Here is a 15,844-nt window from a genome sequence, read left to right on the forward strand (position 1 = left end):
TCCCCCGCGGGGGCGCGCCCCCCCGGCCGCGCCCACGGCCGGTGGGTCAGGCTCACGTACCGGCCAACGGCATGCCGCACGCGACCAGTTGGCCGCGCCCCGCGGCCCGGTCCAGGGCGCCGCGCAGCAGGTCCTCGCGGGGCTGGCGGCCGATGGCACCGGCGGGCGCCGCGAACAGCAGCACCGCCTGCAGCTTGTTGGCCGCGGCCCGCCAGCCCTCGGTGACCTGGAGCGGCTGGTGCGCCTGCCACCAGGCGACCTGCGGGCCGCCCGCCGTACCGGGCTGGAGGATGGCGTGCAGCTGGCCCATGGCGAGCAGCACCGACCAGCCGTGCAGCGTCGGCGGCACGCCGTCCAGGGACGTCACCGGCATGAAGCCCTGCTCGATCAGGAGCGGCAGGAAGTCGTCGCCGCCCCCGGGCGCGGCGCCGGGGCGGGCGATCGGCCCGGTCGGCTCCACGACGAGCGCGGGCCGCAGCTCGCCCTCGATGAGGACGAGCCCGCTGGTGACGCCGAGCACGGCCTGCTCGGGGCGGCCGCCGAGGCTCGCGGCGGAGTCCGGGGCGTCCCCCGTGTCGCCGGTGATCGAGCGGACGGCGCCCTGGAGCTGCTCCTCGGCCACCTCGACGATCTGGGACGGCAGGCAGGCGGAGTGGGCGAAGGCGAGCACGGCGGTCTCGTCACCGACGAACAGGACGGTGCTGGTGCGCTCGCGGTCCGAGTCGCCGGGGGTGCGACAGGAGGTGCAGTCGTAGGCGCCCGGGGCGTTCTCCCCGGCGAGCAGGCGGTCGGCTTCTTCATCGCCGATCTCGGCGCGTACCTCGTCGCTGAGGTCGAGCATGCGCGGCACGGGTGGCTCCTCGGAATCGATGCGTGGGGTGTCCGGGTGGTGCCCGGCTCATGAAGGAGACAACGGGCGATCAGTGGTGCAAGTCACGCGCGAGGGCGAACGGAATTGAACTGTCCTGAGCGGAGCGTGAGTTGACGGGCGGAATCAGTCACTCCATGCCAACGACTGCTGAGGGCAAGGAAGTTGGGGCGGTGAGGTGGGTCACAGATCGATTCGGGTGAGGGGTGACATGTATCGATATCGGACTATTAAGTGGGTGTCCGAAACTCGACGATACTACCGGTAACAGTCAACTGGCCTGGAATGACGAGGATCCGGTTGATGGCGGGGCGAGAGCGCTTCTAGATTCCACCGCCGTGTGCAGTGAGCACCGCTCGGGTACGACCGCCGATCGCACCGGCCGGACTTCCGGCGTCAGGGTGCGGCAGGGCGCCGCGCAGCCTCGAAGACCGTCACGGATCCGCACGGATCCCGGTGGCGGGACGGCTGCGCGCCGTCCGACCGGCGGACGGGGCTCGGCGGGAACCCGGCGTCGGATACGCGCGGGGCCCGCGGAGCCCGGGGGAGCCCGGGTCCTTGGAGAGGGAAATTCATGTCCGTTCGTCCCCAGTACATTCGCAGGACGGCAGTGCTCGGCGGGGCCGCGCTTCTCGCGCCCCTCGCACTGCTCGCCGCGAGCGGTCAGGCCGCCGCGGACAGCGGAGTGTGGGACCGGATCGCCCGCTGCGAGAGCGGCGGGAACTGGCAGACCAACACAGGCAACGGCTACTCCGGAGGACTCCAGTTCTCCGCCGGGACCTGGCGGGCGTACGGCGGCACGGCGTACGCGCCTACGGCCGCCCAGGCGTCCAAGGCACAGCAGATAGCCGTCGCGTCGAAGGTCCAGCGTGCCCAGGGCTGGGGGGCCTGGCCGTCCTGCTCGGCACGCGCCGGAGCGCACGGCTCCGCGCCCGGAGGGGCCGCGCCCGCCGCCCCGAAGCCCGCGGCGCCCAGGTCCACCGCGCCGAAGGCGGCACCGGAGCAGCCCGCTCCGACGTACCGCGCCCCCGCCCGCAGCGACCGGGGCACCGCCTACCGCGCGCCCGGCGGCTCGGGCAACTACACCGTGCGGTCCGGTGACACGCTCAGCCGCATCGCGGCGGCGCACGGCACCAGCTGGCAGCGGATCTTCGCGGCCAACCAGGGGGTCATCGGCGGCGATCCGAACATGATCGTGCCCGGGCAGCGGCTCGTGGTCTGACAGTTCGACAGTTCGACGGCTCTGACGCCGCGGCCGGGCCCGACCGGTCGCGGCGTCAGCGGCTTCAGCCGACCGGGTGGGTCGCGCCGCCGTCGGCGCGGCGCGGGCCGGACCGGGCTGATGATCTGCTTAGCGTGACCCGATGCACCCGCTGTCGAACACACGTCTTCGGTCTCGGTCCGTGACTCTGCTCGCCACGGCGGCCCTGTCGCTCCTCGCGCCGTCGGCCACCGCTGCGCCCACGCCGCCGCGGCCGGGCGCCGAGGCCACCAGGTACGCCTACGAGTGCTCCCGCGCCGAGGGGCCCTGGGCCTGCCTCGCCCACTGCGAGAGCAGCGGCCGCTGGGACGCCAACACCGGGAACAACTACTACGGCGGCCTGCAGTTCTACCAGCCCACCTGGGTGGAGCACGGCGGCCTCGCCTACGCCCCGCGCGCCGACCTCGCCACCCGCGAGCAGCAGATCAGGATCGCCCAGAAGGTGCTGCGCAACCAGGGCTGGAAGGCCTGGCCGGTCTGCTCCAAGAAGGTCAAGGCGGCGGGGCTCGACGGGTACGCGCTGCTGCCGGTGCGGATCACGCACGTGGTCAAGCGCGGTGAGACGCTGAGCTCCATCGCCCGGCGCCATCACCTCAAGGGCGGCTGGAAGACCCTCTACAAGGCCAACCGCAAGGTGGTCGGCCCGTACCCGGACCGGCTCACCCCCGGGACGGTGCTCGTCGTCCCGGACAAGGCTGTCCCGGCCAAGGTCGCCTCGGCCAAGCTCGCTCCGGCCAAGGTCGCCCCGGCCGAGTGAGGCGGCCTCATCCCGCAGGGCCGGGGCGATCCGCCGCCGGGACCTCCGCGGCCTCCCCGGCGAACACGACCTCGCCGCGGCGCAGTTCGTACACCACCACCGCCCGGCCCGCGCGCCCGCGCAGGCCGGGCGGCAGGCGTTGCTCGGCCACGACCACGCCCGCGTCCAGGCCCGCCAGCAGGTCGTAGGTACGGGACGCGACGGCCGGGGACATGCCCTGGGTGGGCTCGTCGACGAGGACCACGCGCGCCTGCGACAGGAGGGCCCGGGAGACGGCCAGCATGCGCTGCTCGCCGCCCGACAGGGTGCCCGCGCGGCGGGTGAGCAGGGGGCGCAGCTCCGGGTACGCGGACAGGGCGGCGGTGAAGTCGCCGCGGGCGTGCGCCAGCTCCAGGTTCTCGCCGACGGTGAGCGAGCCGAAGACGGCCCTGCGGTCCGGTACGAGGCACAGTCCGCGGCGGGCGCGTTCGTGGGCGGGCAGCCGGGTGACGTCCGCGCCGTCCCAGACGATGGCGCCCCCGGACACCGGGACGGACCCGGCTAGGGCGCGCAGCGCGGTCGTACGGCCGGAGCCGTTGCGGCCGAGGAGGACCGTCAGGCCGGGGCAGGGGGCGATGAGGCTCACGCCGTGCAGGGCTTCCAGGGGGCCGTAGCGCACGCGGGCCGCGCGGAGTTCGAGGCCGCGGCTCATGGCGGCTCGCCCTCGAGGGCGCGGGGTGGGTCGAGCACCTGGTCGGCGGGGCCCGCGGCGACGACGCGGCCCGCCGTCAGGACGTACACGCGGTCGGCGAGGCCCGCCACCAGGTCCAGGTCGTGCTCGACCACCAGCAGGGCCGTCCCGTCCGCGGCGAGCGCGCGCAGGATCCGCGCCAGGGCGGCCACTTCGGCGGTGTCCAGGCCCGCGGCCGGCTCGTCCAGGAGCAGGACGTGCGGGTCGCCCGCGAGGGCGCGGGCCAGCTCGACGCGGCGCAGGGTGCCGGTGGGCAGGTCCGCGGCGGGGTGGTCGCGGACGGGGGCCAGCTCGAACAGGCGCAGCGCCCGGTCCGGGGCCTTCGGGTCGCGCAGTCGGCCCTGTTCCGCGCCCACCCGTACGTTCTCGGCGACGGTCAGGGTCGGGAACACGGCGAGTTCCTGGAACGTGCGGGCCACGCCTACGCGGGTGCGGGCGTGGGCGGGCAGCCGGGTGATGTCCCGCCCCGCGAACGTGACCCTCCCCGCGTCCGGCCGCACCGTCCCGGCCAGACAGTGGAACAGGCTGCTCTTTCCGGCTCCGTTGGGCCCGACCACGGCGGTGATCCGGCCTGGGGGCACCAGGAGGGAGACGTCTTGCAGGGCGGTGAAACCGTCGTACGTGAGGGACAGGCCATGGGCCTCCAGGGTGGGGGGCCGGGGTGGGGGCACCCCGGCTGCGCGCCCCGGGGGGTGGGGGGCGAGGGCGGTCGGGGGTGCCGCAGGTGTTTCTGGGGTGGCGGTGGGTGGGGCCGTGGTCGTGGTTGTGGGGGGTGTGGGCTTCGGGGGCGTGGGGGTCAGGGTTGTTCGGGCGCGGGTTCCGGTGGGGGTGAGGTGGGGATGGCGGCGGAGGCGGCGGGTCGCTGTGCGCAGGGCTTCGTACGGGCCGCCGGGGAAGCGGCCGATCAGTATGGCGAGGATTCCGATGACCGCCGCCGCGACCCCGCCCCGCGTTCCGGCGTCGAGGCCGACCAGGAGCGCCGCCGCGAGCAGCGCGCCCAGCAGGCTGTCCGCGCCCAGGACGACCACGGCCGCGAACCACAGCAGTCCCCGCACGGGGTCGTACGCGGCCGGGTCGAAGGCCTGGAAGCCCATGCCGAGCATGCCGCCGCCGAGCGCCGCGAGTGCCGCGCCCGTGACGAACGCGCCGAGCTTCAGCGCCCGCACGGACACCCCGGCCGCCGCCGCCCCCGCCTCGTGGTCCCGCATCGCCGCGAGCGCCCGCCCCGTGCGGCCCCGCCGCAGCGCCGCCACGAGGAGCAGCGCGCCCCCGAGCAGGGCGAGTTCGAGGAGGTAGTACGCGCGGTCGCCCTCGAAGCCCGCGGGGCGGCCGAGGGTGAGGCCCGACGTGGCGTACGGCTGCGCGAACACGAAGCGGCTGACCCCGACGCCGACCGCGAAGGTGGCGAGGGCGAGGGCCAGGCCGTGGCGGCTGATCGCGGGCCAGCCCGTGAGCAGGCCGAGCGGCGCGACGAGCAGCACCGCCACGGCCAGCGCGGCCGGCGTCGGCAGCTCCGGCAGGCCCGGGAACCGGCCCGCGGCGAGCAGCGCGGTGAACAGGGCGCCCAGACCCGCGTACGCCGCCTGCCCGAGGGAGATCTGCCCGCCCCGCCCCGTGACCACCACCAGGGACAGCAGGATGACGCCGAGCGCGGGCACCTGCACGGACGTGGTGAGGTCCGGGCCCGCGAAGCCGAGGGGCAGCAGGAAGAGGACGACGGCCACTATCCACGCGCCGGGCGGGGTGGGGACACGGGCCGTGGCGGTGCGCGGCAGCGCGTCCCCGGTGCCGATGCCCGGAAGGACGAGCGCGGCGACGAGCAGCGCCACCACGAACAGGTTCGCGCCGACCGCCTGGAGCAGCGGCTCGCCCCAGCCGGACGGGTGCAGCCGGGTCAACTGGCTCTGGGCCACGCCGATGCCGAGCGCCACGACGACCGCCACCGGCAGGTTCCGCATCCGGGCGGCGACGGCGACGGCCACGACCTCCATGACGAGCAGCGGCATGCCGTACGGGTCGAGCCGTACGTAGGGGGCGAGCAGCACGCCGGTGAGGCCCGCCGTGAACGAGCCGAACGCCCAGCCCGCCGCCGCCACCCGGTCCGCGTCGATCCCGGCGAGGACCGCGAGCCGCCGGTCGTCGACCACCGCGCGCAGCTCACCGCCGAAGCGGGTGAAGCGCGTGACCGCCCAGACGGCGAGCGCGAGGACCACGGCGGCCGCCAACTGCCCCCAGGGGTCCGCCGACACGAGCGTCGGCACGTCCGCGCGTGCGCCCTGCCCCCAGATCAGCGCGGCCCCGCCGACCAGGAGCACGAAGACCCCGATCGACGCGACCAGTGTCTGCGCCGGGTCGCCGCCGAGGACGGCGAGGGGCCGGAAGACGACGCGTTCGAGGACCAGGCCGATCGCGGGCGCCACCACGAGGAGGGTGACCGCCGCGGCGAGCCAGAGCGGCCAGTCCCACTCGACGGTGAGGTGGCGCAGCAGATACGCGCACACCATCGCGATGGCGCCGTGCGCGAAGTTGAGCACGCCCGTCGCGCGGTGCGTGACGATGAGGCCGATGCCGGTGAGGGCGGCGGCGCTGCCGACGGAGAGCCCGGCCAGCGTGAGGTCGTAGCTCAGGGAGGCCACCGGGTCAGGCCTCGGAGCCGGTCGGCGGGTCCGACGGCGGGTCCGTCGGGGGCGCGCAGATCGGGCACGGGGTCGTCGCGCCGGACGCCAGGAGGACCGCGTCCGGCGTCACCGCGTCCGGCTTTCCCGCCACCAGCGGGCAGTCGGCCCGGTGCAGAAGCCTGCCGCCGGGTACGACGAGGAGGTCGTCGCTCGTCGCGAGGGGCGCCTCGGCGCGCACGGCCTCCGGGTCCTGGCCCTCGACGGCGACCAGCAGCCCGTACAACTCCTCGACGCGGGCCGCCGCGAGCGCGCCGCGGCCGTGCGCGAGGAGCACCGCGCCCGCGACGATCAGCGCGGCACCCGGCACCGTGCAGGAGGCGAGGTAGGGCAGTTGCCGTTCGGCGAAGCGCTCGCCGGAGACGCCGTACCAGCCGATCACGCAGAGCACCGCGCCGCTCGCGAGGGCCGCGAACGCCGCCCAGAGCATCGGGTGCACGGCGCGCAGCCGGGACGCGCGGGTGGCCGCGGGAGCCGCAGCGGGAGAAGTCCGATCGGTCCGTGCCGCCCGCATCGAGGCCCCCTGGGAGACGTCGTAGATCTGACCGGGTCTGTTCATGTCAGTCAATGGCTTGCACTATGCCTTCTGGAAGCTGACCCTGAAAGCACCGGGCGCTCTTCGCCCGGACCGACACCCGGTGGTGAGCCAGATGGTGCTCTGGACAAGGCCCAGGCGGGGGATCGATCTTCGGCGGGGAAGGGCGCGGAGCGCGGTGCTGGCGGCCGCCGCGGTCCTGGTGATCGTTCCGGCCGCCGCGGCCTGCGGTGACGACAGCGGCGGCGACGACAACGCGCCGCCGAAGCCCTCGGTGGAGAAGACGGACAAGGCTCCCGCCCGGTCGCCCTCGCCGAGCGCGGCGCCCGAGGGGAACGAGCCCGCCGACCCCGCGGCCGCCGAGAAGCAGATACGGACGAACTTCGAGAAGTTCTTCGACCCGGCCACGTCCCTGCGGGACAAGGAGGCCGTCCTGGAGAACGGCCCGAAGATGCGCGCGGTCCTCCAGGGCTTCAGCGGCGACGAGCGCGGCAAGCAGGTCGGCGCGAAGGTCGGCAAGGTCGAGTTCACTTCGGCGACGGAGGCCGACGTGACGTACGCGCTGACGCTGAAGGGCGCCACCGCGCTGCCCACCGCCAGCGGGACGGCCGTGAACCAGGACGACACCTGGAAGGTGTCCGTGAAGACGCTGTGCGCCCTGGTGAAGCTGAGCGGCAACGCGTCGCCCGGCCCCGGCTGCTGAGGCCTTGAGCAGCCGTCTGCGCTCCGGTGGCCTGGCCCTGCTGGCGACGGCCGCGCTCCTGGCCGCCGCGGCCTGCGGCAGCCGCCTTCCGGAGAGCGACTTCGAGGAGCGCCCGCCCGCGCCGCGCGGCACCCAGGAGGGGCCGCCGGTGCGGGTCGGCATCATCGCCAGCGCCACCAGCCCGGTCGGCGGCTCCGCCTTCACCGGCCCGCGCGACGGCGCCGAGGCGTACTTCGAGCGCCTCAACGACCGCGGCGGCGTCGGCGGCCGTCCGGTCGAGGTGCACACCTGCGACGACGGCGGCAGCGGCGTCGGCAACAACCAGTGCGTGCGCAAGCTCCTCGACGAGAAGAAGGTCGTCGCCCTCGTCGCCACCACCTCCCTCGACTACGCGGGCGCCCCACGCGTGTCGAAGGCGGGCGTGCCCGACATCGGCGGCCAGCCCATCGGCTCCGCCTACGACACCTACCCGCACCTGTACGGCATCTACGGCAGCCTCTCCCCGCGCACCGGCAAGCCGGGCTGGGACGGCAAGCTGGTCGGCGGCACCGAGGTCTACCGCTACTTCAAGCGCGAGCACGGCGCCCGCACCGCCGCAGTCGTCTCCTACAACCAGGCCGCGTCGGCCGCGTACGCCCGTCTTGTGAAGCGCGGCCTGGAGACCGAGGGCTACGACGTCGTCACCGAGCAGGTCGACTTCGCGCTGCCCAACTTCCGCGCCGTCGCCGCCGACCTCAAGGACCGCGGCGTCGACCTCGTCTTCGACGCGATGGACACCCACGGCAACGCGCAGCTGTGCGAGGCGATGGACGACGTCGGCGCCGACATCACCGCGAAGGTCACCAACGTCCAGAACTGGTCATCCACGGTGGCCGACGACTACAAGGACGCGCCGCGCTGCCGCAACGCCCTGTGGGCCACCGGCGCGAGCCGCAACTACGAGGACACGGGTCATCCGGCGGTGCGCGAGTTCCGCGACGCCACGAAGGGGGCGAAGACGCACTCCCAGTGGCAGCTGGAGGGCTGGGCGGCCGCGATGTGGTTCACGGACGCGGCGAAGTCCTGCTCGGCGGCCGGGAGCGTCACGCGCGCCTGCGTCGACCGCTTCATGAGCCGGGGCGAGCCCTACGACGCCGACGGGCTGCTGCTGCCGGTGACGTACGAGCGGCGCGAGCGGCCGCCGAAGACGCGCGAGACCTGTGTGTCCGTGGCGCGCTGGCGCGATGACGACGGCGGGGGCGGTGAGGGGTGGGTCACACAGGGCGACATGAACCGCACCTGCTTCGACGTACCGCAGCTCTCCTACCAGCCATGATCGTTGTACCAGTCATGGAGTTCCCGGTTCCGGCTTTCGATCGGGCATCCGTTCCAGAACAAGACGGATATTGGACCCAACCTTTGGCCCGTGATTCCCGTCTAACCCCTCGGTAGGCGGACGAGACGGACTGTCCGCAGGGAAGCGCGGAATACGGGGACGTATGCATATCTCTTTCCTGATTCACAACGCGTACGGGATCGGAGGGACGATCCGGACGACGTACAACTTGGCGAACACACTCGCCGAGCACCATGACGTCGACATCGTGTCGGTGCTGCGCCACCGCGACGAGCCGGTCTTCACCCCTGACGCGCGGATCAGACTGAGCCACCTCGTCGACATCCGGAAGAACAGCCCCGGGTACGAGGGCGACAGCGAGGCCTATCGCACCCCGGCCAAGGTCTTCCCGAGCGCCGAGGGCCGCTACGCCCAGTACAGCGCCCTCACCGACGAGCGCATCGCGGCCCACCTGTCCGCCCTGAAGTCCGACGTCGTCATCGGCACCCGGCCCGGTCTGAACGTGCACATCGCCCGCCAGGCCCGGCGCGGCGTGCTGCGCGTCGGCCAGGAGCACCTCACCCTCGACAGCCACCCCAAGGAACTGCGCCTCCAACTGCGCAGCGTGTACCCGCGCCTGGACGTCCTGACCACGACGACCGAGGCCGACGCGCACGCCTACCGGCAGCGGATGCGGCTGCCCGGCGTGCATGTGCAGGCGGTGCCGAACCCGGTGCCCGCACCCGGCATCGAGCCCGCCGACGGCTCCCACAAGTGGGTGGTCGCGGCCGGCCGGCTCGCCCCCGTCAAGCGGTACGACCTGCTGATTCGGGCCTTCGACAAGGTGCGCCGCGAGCGTCCCGACTGGCGCCTTCGCATCTACGGCGGCGGCAAGCAGAAGGACAAGCTGCGCAAGCTGATCGACGACCTCGGCCTGTACAACCACGTGTTCCTCATGGGCCCGGCGCACCCCATCGAGCCCGAGTGGGCCAAGGGCTCCATCGCGGCCGTCACCTCCAGCCTGGAGTCGTTCGGCATGACCATCGTGGAGGCCATGCGCTGCGGCCTGCCCGTGGTCGCCACCGACTGCCCGCACGGCCCCGGCGAGATCATCGACAACGGTGTGGACGGCCGCCTCGTAGAGGTCGGCAACGCCGACGCGATCGCGGGCGGACTGCTCGAACTCATCAACGACGACGCGCTGCGGCAGCGCATGGCGGGCGCCGCGCTCGAGGACTCCGAGCGCTTCGATCCGACCCGCATCGCCGAGCGCTACGAGGACATGTTCCAGGGCATGCTCACGCGAGGCGGCTCGCTGGGCGGCCGGGTGCGCGGCTCGATGCACCGCGCGAGAGGGGCCCTGCTCGGCGGCGCGTACGCCGTGCGGGACGCCCGCCGGACGGTACCGACGAAGGGGCGCTTGGCATGACGGCCGTGTTCACACGGGGCACGCTGGACGGCTCACCGGAGGCCTCGACGGGCGAGGGGCAGCCGCTCGCGCCGCGCGCCGACTGCATCGCGGACTCCGCGGGCGGTCTCACCTTCGACGTCACCGACCCCGGTGAGGCGGGCGCCGCCCATCTGCTGCTTCGGCTGCGGGACTCGGACCCGTCCGTCGAGGTGCGCCTGCCCCTCACCCCGGCGGCCGACGGCAGCCTGCGCGCCGCGCTGCCCAGCAGCGTCGAGCTGGCCGAGGGCCGCTGGAACGCCTACGCCCAGGTCGAGGGCGGCGAGCCGCGCCGCCTCATGCCGGGCGTGAACGACCTGCGCTCGCTGGTCGACCGCGCCCCCAGCGGCAGCCGCGGCCATGTCGCGGTCCGCATCCCGTACGCCACCAAGCAGGGCAACCTGTCGGTGCGCGCCTGGCTGCGCGCCCCGCACGCCGAGGTCGGCGAGCTGCGCATCGACGGCACGGGCCTGACCGGGCACGGCAGGGTCTACGGCACCGCGCTGACCGACGCCGCGCGCATCGAGGCCGTCCTGCGCGGCGACGTCTCCCGGGTCCTGCGCGCCGAGGTGACGCCGACGGCCCCGGCGGCCACGGAATTCGACTTCGCCCTGCCGTACGCCGAACTGGCCGACGCCGAGGGCGTCTGGGACCTGTGGCTGCACCCGGCGGGCGACGAAGGGCCGCGCATCCGCCTCGCCCGCCTCCTGGACGACGTGGCCGACAAGAAGCCGATCTTCACGTACCCGGTGAAGCGGGTGGACTGCGTGGGCGGCCAGGTCGAGGTGGGTCCGTACTACACGAACGACAACGACCTGGCGGTACGGGTGGCGGCGGCGTGAGGCCGGGGGCCGATTTCAGCCCGCCCGGAGTGTGAGGGCTGATTTCAGCCCGTCCGGCGTTTGAGGACGAGGCCCGAAGGGCCGATGCGGGGGAGAGGGGGCGCAGCCCCCATAGTGGGCGACATGTTGGAGACCTCCGCCAGACTGCTCAGGCTGCTCTCGTTGCTGCAGGCCCACCGCGAGTGGTCCGGCGCCGACCTCGCCGACCGGCTCGGCGTCACCCCGCGCACCGTGCGGCGGGACGTGGACCGGCTCCGGGAGCTGGGCTACCCCGTCAACGCGAGCCCTGGCACGGGCGGCGGCTACCAGCTGGGGGCGGGCGCCGAGCTGCCGCCGCTGCTCCTGGACGACGACGAGGCGGTCGCCGTGGCGGTGGGGCTCCGCACGGCCGCGGGGCAGGGCATCGAGGGCATCGGGGAGAGTTCCGTACGCGCCCTCGGCAAGCTCGAACAGGTCCTGCCGGGGCGGCTGCGGCGCCGCGTCGGCGCGCTCAACGCCTTCACCGTGCCGATGCTGCACACCGCGCGCTCCCAGGCCGTCGACCCCTCGGTCCTGACCGAACTGGCCGCCGTCTGCCGGGACTCGGAGCGGCTGCGGTTCGACTACCGCGACCACGGCGGCAGTTCCAGCCGCCGCGTCGTGGAGCCGCACCGCCTGGTGTGCACCGAGCGCCGCTGGTACCTCGTCGCCTGGGACCTGGACCGCGCCGACTGGCGCACGTTCCGCGTGGACCGCATCACCCCCAAGCCCCCGCACGGCCCGCGCTGCGAGCCCCGCACCCCGCCCGCCGCCGACCTCGCCGCGTACGTCTCCCGCGGCGTCTCCACGCGCGCCTACGCGGCGCAGGCCACCGTCCGCCTCCTCGTGCCCCTGGACGAGGCGGCCCAGCGGGTGACCCCGTCCGACGGCACCCTTGAGGCCGAGACGGACGACACCTGCCTGCTGCGGACCGGGGCGGGCAGCCCGGAGTTCATGGTCTTCCATCTGATGTTCCTGGGCTTCGAGTTCGAGGTGCTCGAACCCGAGGGGCTCAGCGAGCGGATCCGGTCGGTCAGGGACCGGCTCAGCCGGGCCCTGGACCGGGGTGATCGGTCTGGTCGTCCGGCGCCCGCAGCGCCGCGTACTCGGGATGGTGCAGATCGAACGCCGGGGACTCCGAGCGGATCCGGGGGAGCGTGACGAAGTTGTGCCGCGGCGGCGGGCAGGAGGTCGCCCACTCCAGGGAGCGGCCGAACCCCCAGGGGTCGTCGACCTCGACCTTCTCGCCGTACTTGGCGGTCTTCCAGAGGTTGTAGAGGAACGGCAGCGTGGACAGGCCGAGCAGGAAGGCGCCGATGGACGACACCGTGTTGAGCACCGTGAAGCCGTCGGCCGCCAGGTAGTCCGCGTACCGCCGGGGCATGCCCTCCGCGCCCAGCCAGTGCTGCACGAGGAACGTCGTGTGGAAGCCCACGAACAGCGTCCAGAAGTGGATCTTCCCGAGCCGCTCGTCGAGCATCTTGCCGGTGAGTTTTGGCCACCAGAAGTAGAAGCCCGCGAAGGTCGCGAACGCGACGGTGCCGAAGACCACGTAGTGGAAGTGCGCCACGACGAAGTACGAGTCGGTGACGTGGAAGTCCAGCGGCGGCGAGGCGAGGATGACGCCCGTCAGACCGCCGAACAGGAACGACACCAGGAACCCGACCGACCACAGCATCGGTGTCTCGAACGACAGGGACCCCTTCAGCATCGTCCCCGTCCAGTTGAAGAACTTCACCCCGGTCGGCACCGCGATCAGGAACGACATGAACGAGAAGAACGGAAGCAGCACCGCGCCCGTGGCGAACATGTGGTGCGCCCACACGACCACCGAGAGCCCGGTGATGGCCATCGTCGCGCCGACCAGCGGGACGTAGCCGAACACCGGCTTCCTGCTGAACACGGGGATGATCTCCGTGATGATGCCGAAGAACGGCAGCGCGATGATGTAGACCTCCGGATGCCCGAAGAACCAGAAGAGGTGCTGCCACAGCAGCGCACCCCCGAACTGGGCGTCGAAGACGACGGAGTGGAAGCGCCGGTCGGCCTCCAGGACGAGCAGGGCGGCCGCGAGCACCGGGAACGCGAGCAGGACCAGGATCGATGTGAACAGGACGTTCCAGGTGAAGATGGGCATCCGGAACATCGTCATCCCGGGCGCGCGCATGCCGATGATGGTGGTCAGGAAGTTCACCGCGCCGAGGATCGTGCCGAAGCCGGACAGCGCGAGCCCCATGATCCACAGATCGGCGCCGATGCCGGGGGAGCGCTCCAGGCTGTTCAGGGGCGCGTACGCGAACCAGCCGAAGGCGGCGGGGCCGCCCGGCACGAGCAGCGAGCCGAGCACCATCAGGCCGCCGAAGAGGAACAGCCAGTACGACAGCATGTTCAGGCGCGGGAAGGCCACGTCGGGCGAGCCAATCTGCAGCGGCATGATCTCGTTGGCGAAGCCCGCGAACGTCGGCGTCGCGAAGAGCAGCAGCATGATCGTGCCGTGCATGGTGAACATCTGGTTGAACTCTTCGTTGGACATCAGCTGCAGGCCGGGACGGGCGAGTTCGGCCCGCATCATCAGGGCCATGAGGCCCGCGATCAGGAAGAACGCGAACGACGTGATCAGGTAGAGGTGCCCGATCTTCTTGTGGTCGGTGGTGGTCAGCCAGTCGACGACGATCCGCCCCGGCGTCCGCTCCCGCGCCGGCCCCGCCTGCGCCCGCACCGTCTGCGTCCCCATCGCTTGCCCCTTCGCTGTCGCGTCCCGGGCTTGCTCGAAGCACACGACATGATGTCGCCGCGCACCTGGATCCGACAGGGGGCGTCCCGCGTTCCGGCCGGGAGCGGCTCTCCTTCCGGCGGCCCGCGTAGCGCGTTCCGGCGGTGGACGCACTCCGACCGCCGCCCGTACGGGAGGCCTGGAAGCATGAATTCCTCATGCCGCGTCACCTCACCGGAAGCGCCCGGTAATCGGAAATGCGGAGGATCGGTAAAGGATTTCCGGAGGCATTGCCAGCCATCAGGAAGGATCTTCCGACAGCGTTCCGAGAGGTTTTCCCGCCAACTCTTCAGGAGCTCCCGGGCGGCCCGGAGTTCACGTCGAATTCGAGCCTCGGGAGCAACGAACCGCTCGTACGTGTGACGAAGTCCGGGCGAAACGCGCGTCGTGATCCTGTGACAGAAGCGTGACCGGAGGGGCACCGGTGACGCATGGTGCACGGCTACCGGACTTCCCCGTGGCGCGGCGGCCGCCTAACGTGACGGTCATGGCACCCATACCGACACCCGCCCCCGAGCCCCAGGACAGCCCGGACTCCTACGTCGGCCTCGCCGCCGAGGACGCCGAGCGCCGGGCCCGCGCCCGTGGCTGGTCCACCGTCAGGTCGCTGCCGCCGGGCACCTTCATCACCATGGAGTACCTCGCGGGGCGGCTGAACTTCGAGGTCGCGGACGGTGCGGTGACGCGCTGCTGGAAGGGCTGAGCCGCCCGGACGCCCCCGGGCGGGATGTGCGAAGGCCCCGGACGCCTGAACGGTGTCCGGGGCCTTCGCCGTGCGGGATCCAGCTGTGCGTACCGTTCCCGCGGTCGTGGGGCGCTCAGCCGCCCGCGAGGGGCCGCGCCGAGGTGCCGCGCACCCGCTCGGGGTGCGGCGGCCGGCGGGGGCCCTGCGGGGTGACCGGCGTGCGCTCGCAGCGGGCGGTGTGCGGGCCCGGGGCGAGGTAGGCGGGGGTGCGGGGGCGGGCCGTCGCGACGGGCTCGCGGACGGGCTGCTCGTCGCCGGGGGTGCCGGGGCTGCCGGCGGTGCGCTGCGGGACCAGGGCCGGGGCGGGCACCGGGGACGTGGCGGGGCGGCCGCCGCGGCGCGCCCAGGCGTCCCGGATGCCGAGGATCCAGGCCTCGACGCGGGTGATGAGCGGCTCGACCCAGGGCAGCGCGAGCAGGATCAGCAGGCCGGCGGCCCAGCCGAGCAGGACGTCGCTGAGCCAGTGCGTACCCAGGTAGACGGTGGTCAGGCCGACGCTGAGGGAGACCACGGCGGAGAGCGCCGAAAGATAGCGGCGGGTGCGCGGGGTGGAGGCGAGATAGGCCAGGATTCCCCAGGTCACGACGGCGTTGGCGGTGTGGCCCGAAGGAAATATATCGCCGCCCTGCCACATCTCGTTCGAGCCGATGACGGTGGCGTAGTGCGGGCCGAGGCGGCCCATGCCGATCTTGGCGGCGCCCACCGTGGCGTTGAGCAGGAGCAGGGCCGCGCCGAACATCAGCAGCGGGCGCAGCGTGTGCTGCCGCCAGGAGCGCCAGCCCAGCCAGGCCGCGACCATCACGGCGGTCGGGCCGCGCTGGCCGAGGACCACCCAGTAGTCGAGGAAGCCGTGGATCTCGGGCCACTGCTGGTAGGGCCGGAAGAACATGACCTGCCAGTCGAACCGCACGAGCCAGGAGGTGGCCACGACGGCGACGACGATGGCCACGTAGAAGGCCAGCGTCGCGCTGAAGAGCACGACCCGATGCGGGCTCATCCGCGGCTCATCGAGGTGGGCCGGTCGTTCCGGCTCACGGTCTAGCCGGGCGAACAGCCGGTCCAGACGGGTCAGGTTTCGTTCGGTACGCACCCAATCGACGTTACAGCGAGTGAGTGCCCTACTAGGTCGAATCAGAGCGTTTGTGATGACGATGTGATGTGGCATTGATCTCAGG

Annotated in this window: 14 protein-coding genes; 8 read left to right on the forward strand and 6 right to left on the reverse strand. The window is 72.9% G+C overall.

Annotation, left to right across the window (positions count from 1 at the left end; genetic code table 11):
• Window positions 1-52 precede the first annotated feature (52 nt).
• The gene (locus ACFVHO_RS33715; RefSeq protein WP_385723178.1) at window positions 53-850 is read right to left on the reverse strand and encodes a hypothetical protein; all 798 of its coding nucleotides are present in this window, start codon (window positions 848-850) and stop codon (window positions 53-55) included.
• Window positions 851-1,442: 592 nt separating this feature from the next.
• Here ACFVHO_RS33715 and ACFVHO_RS33720 point away from each other — a divergent pair.
• Window positions 1,443-2,090 carry a transglycosylase family protein gene (locus tag ACFVHO_RS33720; protein ID WP_385723181.1) on the forward strand — a complete coding sequence of 216 codons (648 nt, stop codon included), beginning with the start codon at window positions 1,443-1,445 and terminating at the stop codon, window positions 2,088-2,090.
• Between the two features lie 181 nt (window positions 2,091-2,271).
• Window positions 2,272-2,886 (forward strand): transglycosylase family protein, encoded by a 615-nt coding sequence (locus ACFVHO_RS33725; protein ID WP_385723184.1) that lies wholly within the window; start codon window positions 2,272-2,274, stop codon window positions 2,884-2,886.
• 7 nt (window positions 2,887-2,893) lie between these two features.
• On the opposite strand, the gene ACFVHO_RS33730 is transcribed toward ACFVHO_RS33725, so the two are convergent.
• Genes ACFVHO_RS33730 through ACFVHO_RS33740 form a run of 3 tightly spaced genes read right to left on the reverse strand, consistent with a single transcriptional unit; the run spans window position 2,894 to window position 6,805 of the window.
• The gene (locus ACFVHO_RS33730) at window positions 2,894-3,577 is read right to left on the reverse strand and encodes an ABC transporter ATP-binding protein (RefSeq protein ID WP_385723187.1); all 684 of its coding nucleotides are present in this window, start codon (window positions 3,575-3,577) and stop codon (window positions 2,894-2,896) included.
• Window positions 3,574-6,252, reverse strand: a complete 2,679-nt coding sequence (locus ACFVHO_RS33735) for an ATP-binding cassette domain-containing protein (protein WP_385723190.1) — start codon at window positions 6,250-6,252, stop codon at window positions 3,574-3,576. Before ACFVHO_RS33735 ends, ACFVHO_RS33730 begins: the two co-directional genes overlap by 4 nt.
• Window positions 6,253-6,256: 4 nt before the next feature.
• Window positions 6,257-6,805, reverse strand: coding sequence for a hypothetical protein (locus tag ACFVHO_RS33740; RefSeq protein WP_385723307.1), 549 nt, complete (start codon window positions 6,803-6,805; stop codon window positions 6,257-6,259).
• 136 nt (window positions 6,806-6,941) lie between these two features.
• Between ACFVHO_RS33740 and ACFVHO_RS33745 the strand changes: the two genes are divergently transcribed.
• From ACFVHO_RS33745 to ACFVHO_RS33765, 5 genes are all read left to right on the forward strand, one after another.
• Window positions 6,942-7,529, forward strand: a complete 588-nt coding sequence (locus ACFVHO_RS33745; RefSeq protein ID WP_385723192.1) for a hypothetical protein — start codon at window positions 6,942-6,944, stop codon at window positions 7,527-7,529.
• 4 nt (window positions 7,530-7,533) lie between these two features.
• The gene (locus ACFVHO_RS33750; RefSeq protein ID WP_385723194.1) at window positions 7,534-8,844 is read left to right on the forward strand and encodes an ABC transporter substrate-binding protein; all 1,311 of its coding nucleotides are present in this window, start codon (window positions 7,534-7,536) and stop codon (window positions 8,842-8,844) included.
• A gap of 163 nt (window positions 8,845-9,007) precedes the next feature.
• Window positions 9,008-10,273, forward strand: a complete 1,266-nt coding sequence (locus ACFVHO_RS33755; protein WP_385723197.1) for a glycosyltransferase family 4 protein — start codon at window positions 9,008-9,010, stop codon at window positions 10,271-10,273.
• Window positions 10,270-11,133, forward strand: a complete 864-nt coding sequence (locus ACFVHO_RS33760) for a hypothetical protein (RefSeq protein ID WP_385723200.1) — start codon at window positions 10,270-10,272, stop codon at window positions 11,131-11,133. Before ACFVHO_RS33755 ends, ACFVHO_RS33760 begins: the two co-directional genes overlap by 4 nt.
• A gap of 123 nt (window positions 11,134-11,256) precedes the next feature.
• Window positions 11,257-12,312 (forward strand): helix-turn-helix transcriptional regulator, encoded by a 1,056-nt coding sequence (locus tag ACFVHO_RS33765; RefSeq protein ID WP_385723203.1) that lies wholly within the window; start codon window positions 11,257-11,259, stop codon window positions 12,310-12,312.
• On the opposite strand, the gene ctaD is transcribed toward ACFVHO_RS33765, so the two are convergent.
• Window positions 12,197-13,885: a cytochrome c oxidase subunit I gene (ctaD, locus tag ACFVHO_RS33770; protein ID WP_385723206.1), complete on the reverse strand. Its 1,689-nt coding sequence runs from the start codon at window positions 13,883-13,885 to the stop codon at window positions 12,197-12,199. The genes ACFVHO_RS33765 and ctaD overlap by 116 nt on opposite strands.
• A 526-nt stretch (window positions 13,886-14,411) precedes the next feature.
• On the opposite strand from ctaD, the gene ACFVHO_RS33775 reads away from it, so the two are divergent.
• Window positions 14,412-14,627, forward strand: coding sequence for an I78 family peptidase inhibitor (locus ACFVHO_RS33775; protein ID WP_385723208.1), 216 nt, complete (start codon window positions 14,412-14,414; stop codon window positions 14,625-14,627).
• 115 nt (window positions 14,628-14,742) lie between these two features.
• On the opposite strand, the gene ACFVHO_RS33780 is transcribed toward ACFVHO_RS33775, so the two are convergent.
• Window positions 14,743-15,759: a phosphatase PAP2 family protein gene (locus ACFVHO_RS33780; RefSeq protein WP_385723210.1), complete on the reverse strand. Its 1,017-nt coding sequence runs from the start codon at window positions 15,757-15,759 to the stop codon at window positions 14,743-14,745.
• Between the last annotated feature and the right edge of the window lie 85 nt (window positions 15,760-15,844).

The sequence above is a fragment of the Streptomyces sp. NPDC127108 genome, assembly GCF_042677545.1.
Taxonomy (GTDB): Bacteria; Actinomycetota; Actinomycetes; order Streptomycetales; family Streptomycetaceae; genus Streptomyces.

Coding starts and splice junctions, on each gene's coding strand:
- ACFVHO_RS33745 (WP_385723192.1), top strand. CDS start 6,942: ATGGTGCTCTGGACAAGGCCCAGGCGGGGGATCGATCTTCGGCGGGGA.
- ACFVHO_RS33775 (WP_385723208.1), top strand. CDS start 14,412: ATGGCACCCATACCGACACCCGCCCCCGAGCCCCAGGACAGCCCGGAC.
- ACFVHO_RS33740 (WP_385723307.1), bottom strand. CDS start 6,805: ATGCGGGCGGCACGGACCGATCGGACTTCTCCCGCTGCGGCTCCCGCG.
- ACFVHO_RS33760 (WP_385723200.1), top strand. CDS start 10,270: ATGACGGCCGTGTTCACACGGGGCACGCTGGACGGCTCACCGGAGGCC.
- ACFVHO_RS33730 (WP_385723187.1), bottom strand. CDS start 3,577: ATGAGCCGCGGCCTCGAACTCCGCGCGGCCCGCGTGCGCTACGGCCCC.
- ACFVHO_RS33765 (WP_385723203.1), top strand. CDS start 11,257: ATGTTGGAGACCTCCGCCAGACTGCTCAGGCTGCTCTCGTTGCTGCAG.
- ctaD (WP_385723206.1), bottom strand. CDS start 13,885: ATGGGGACGCAGACGGTGCGGGCGCAGGCGGGGCCGGCGCGGGAGCGG.
- ACFVHO_RS33755 (WP_385723197.1), top strand. CDS start 9,008: ATGCATATCTCTTTCCTGATTCACAACGCGTACGGGATCGGAGGGACG.
- ACFVHO_RS33720 (WP_385723181.1), top strand. CDS start 1,443: ATGTCCGTTCGTCCCCAGTACATTCGCAGGACGGCAGTGCTCGGCGGG.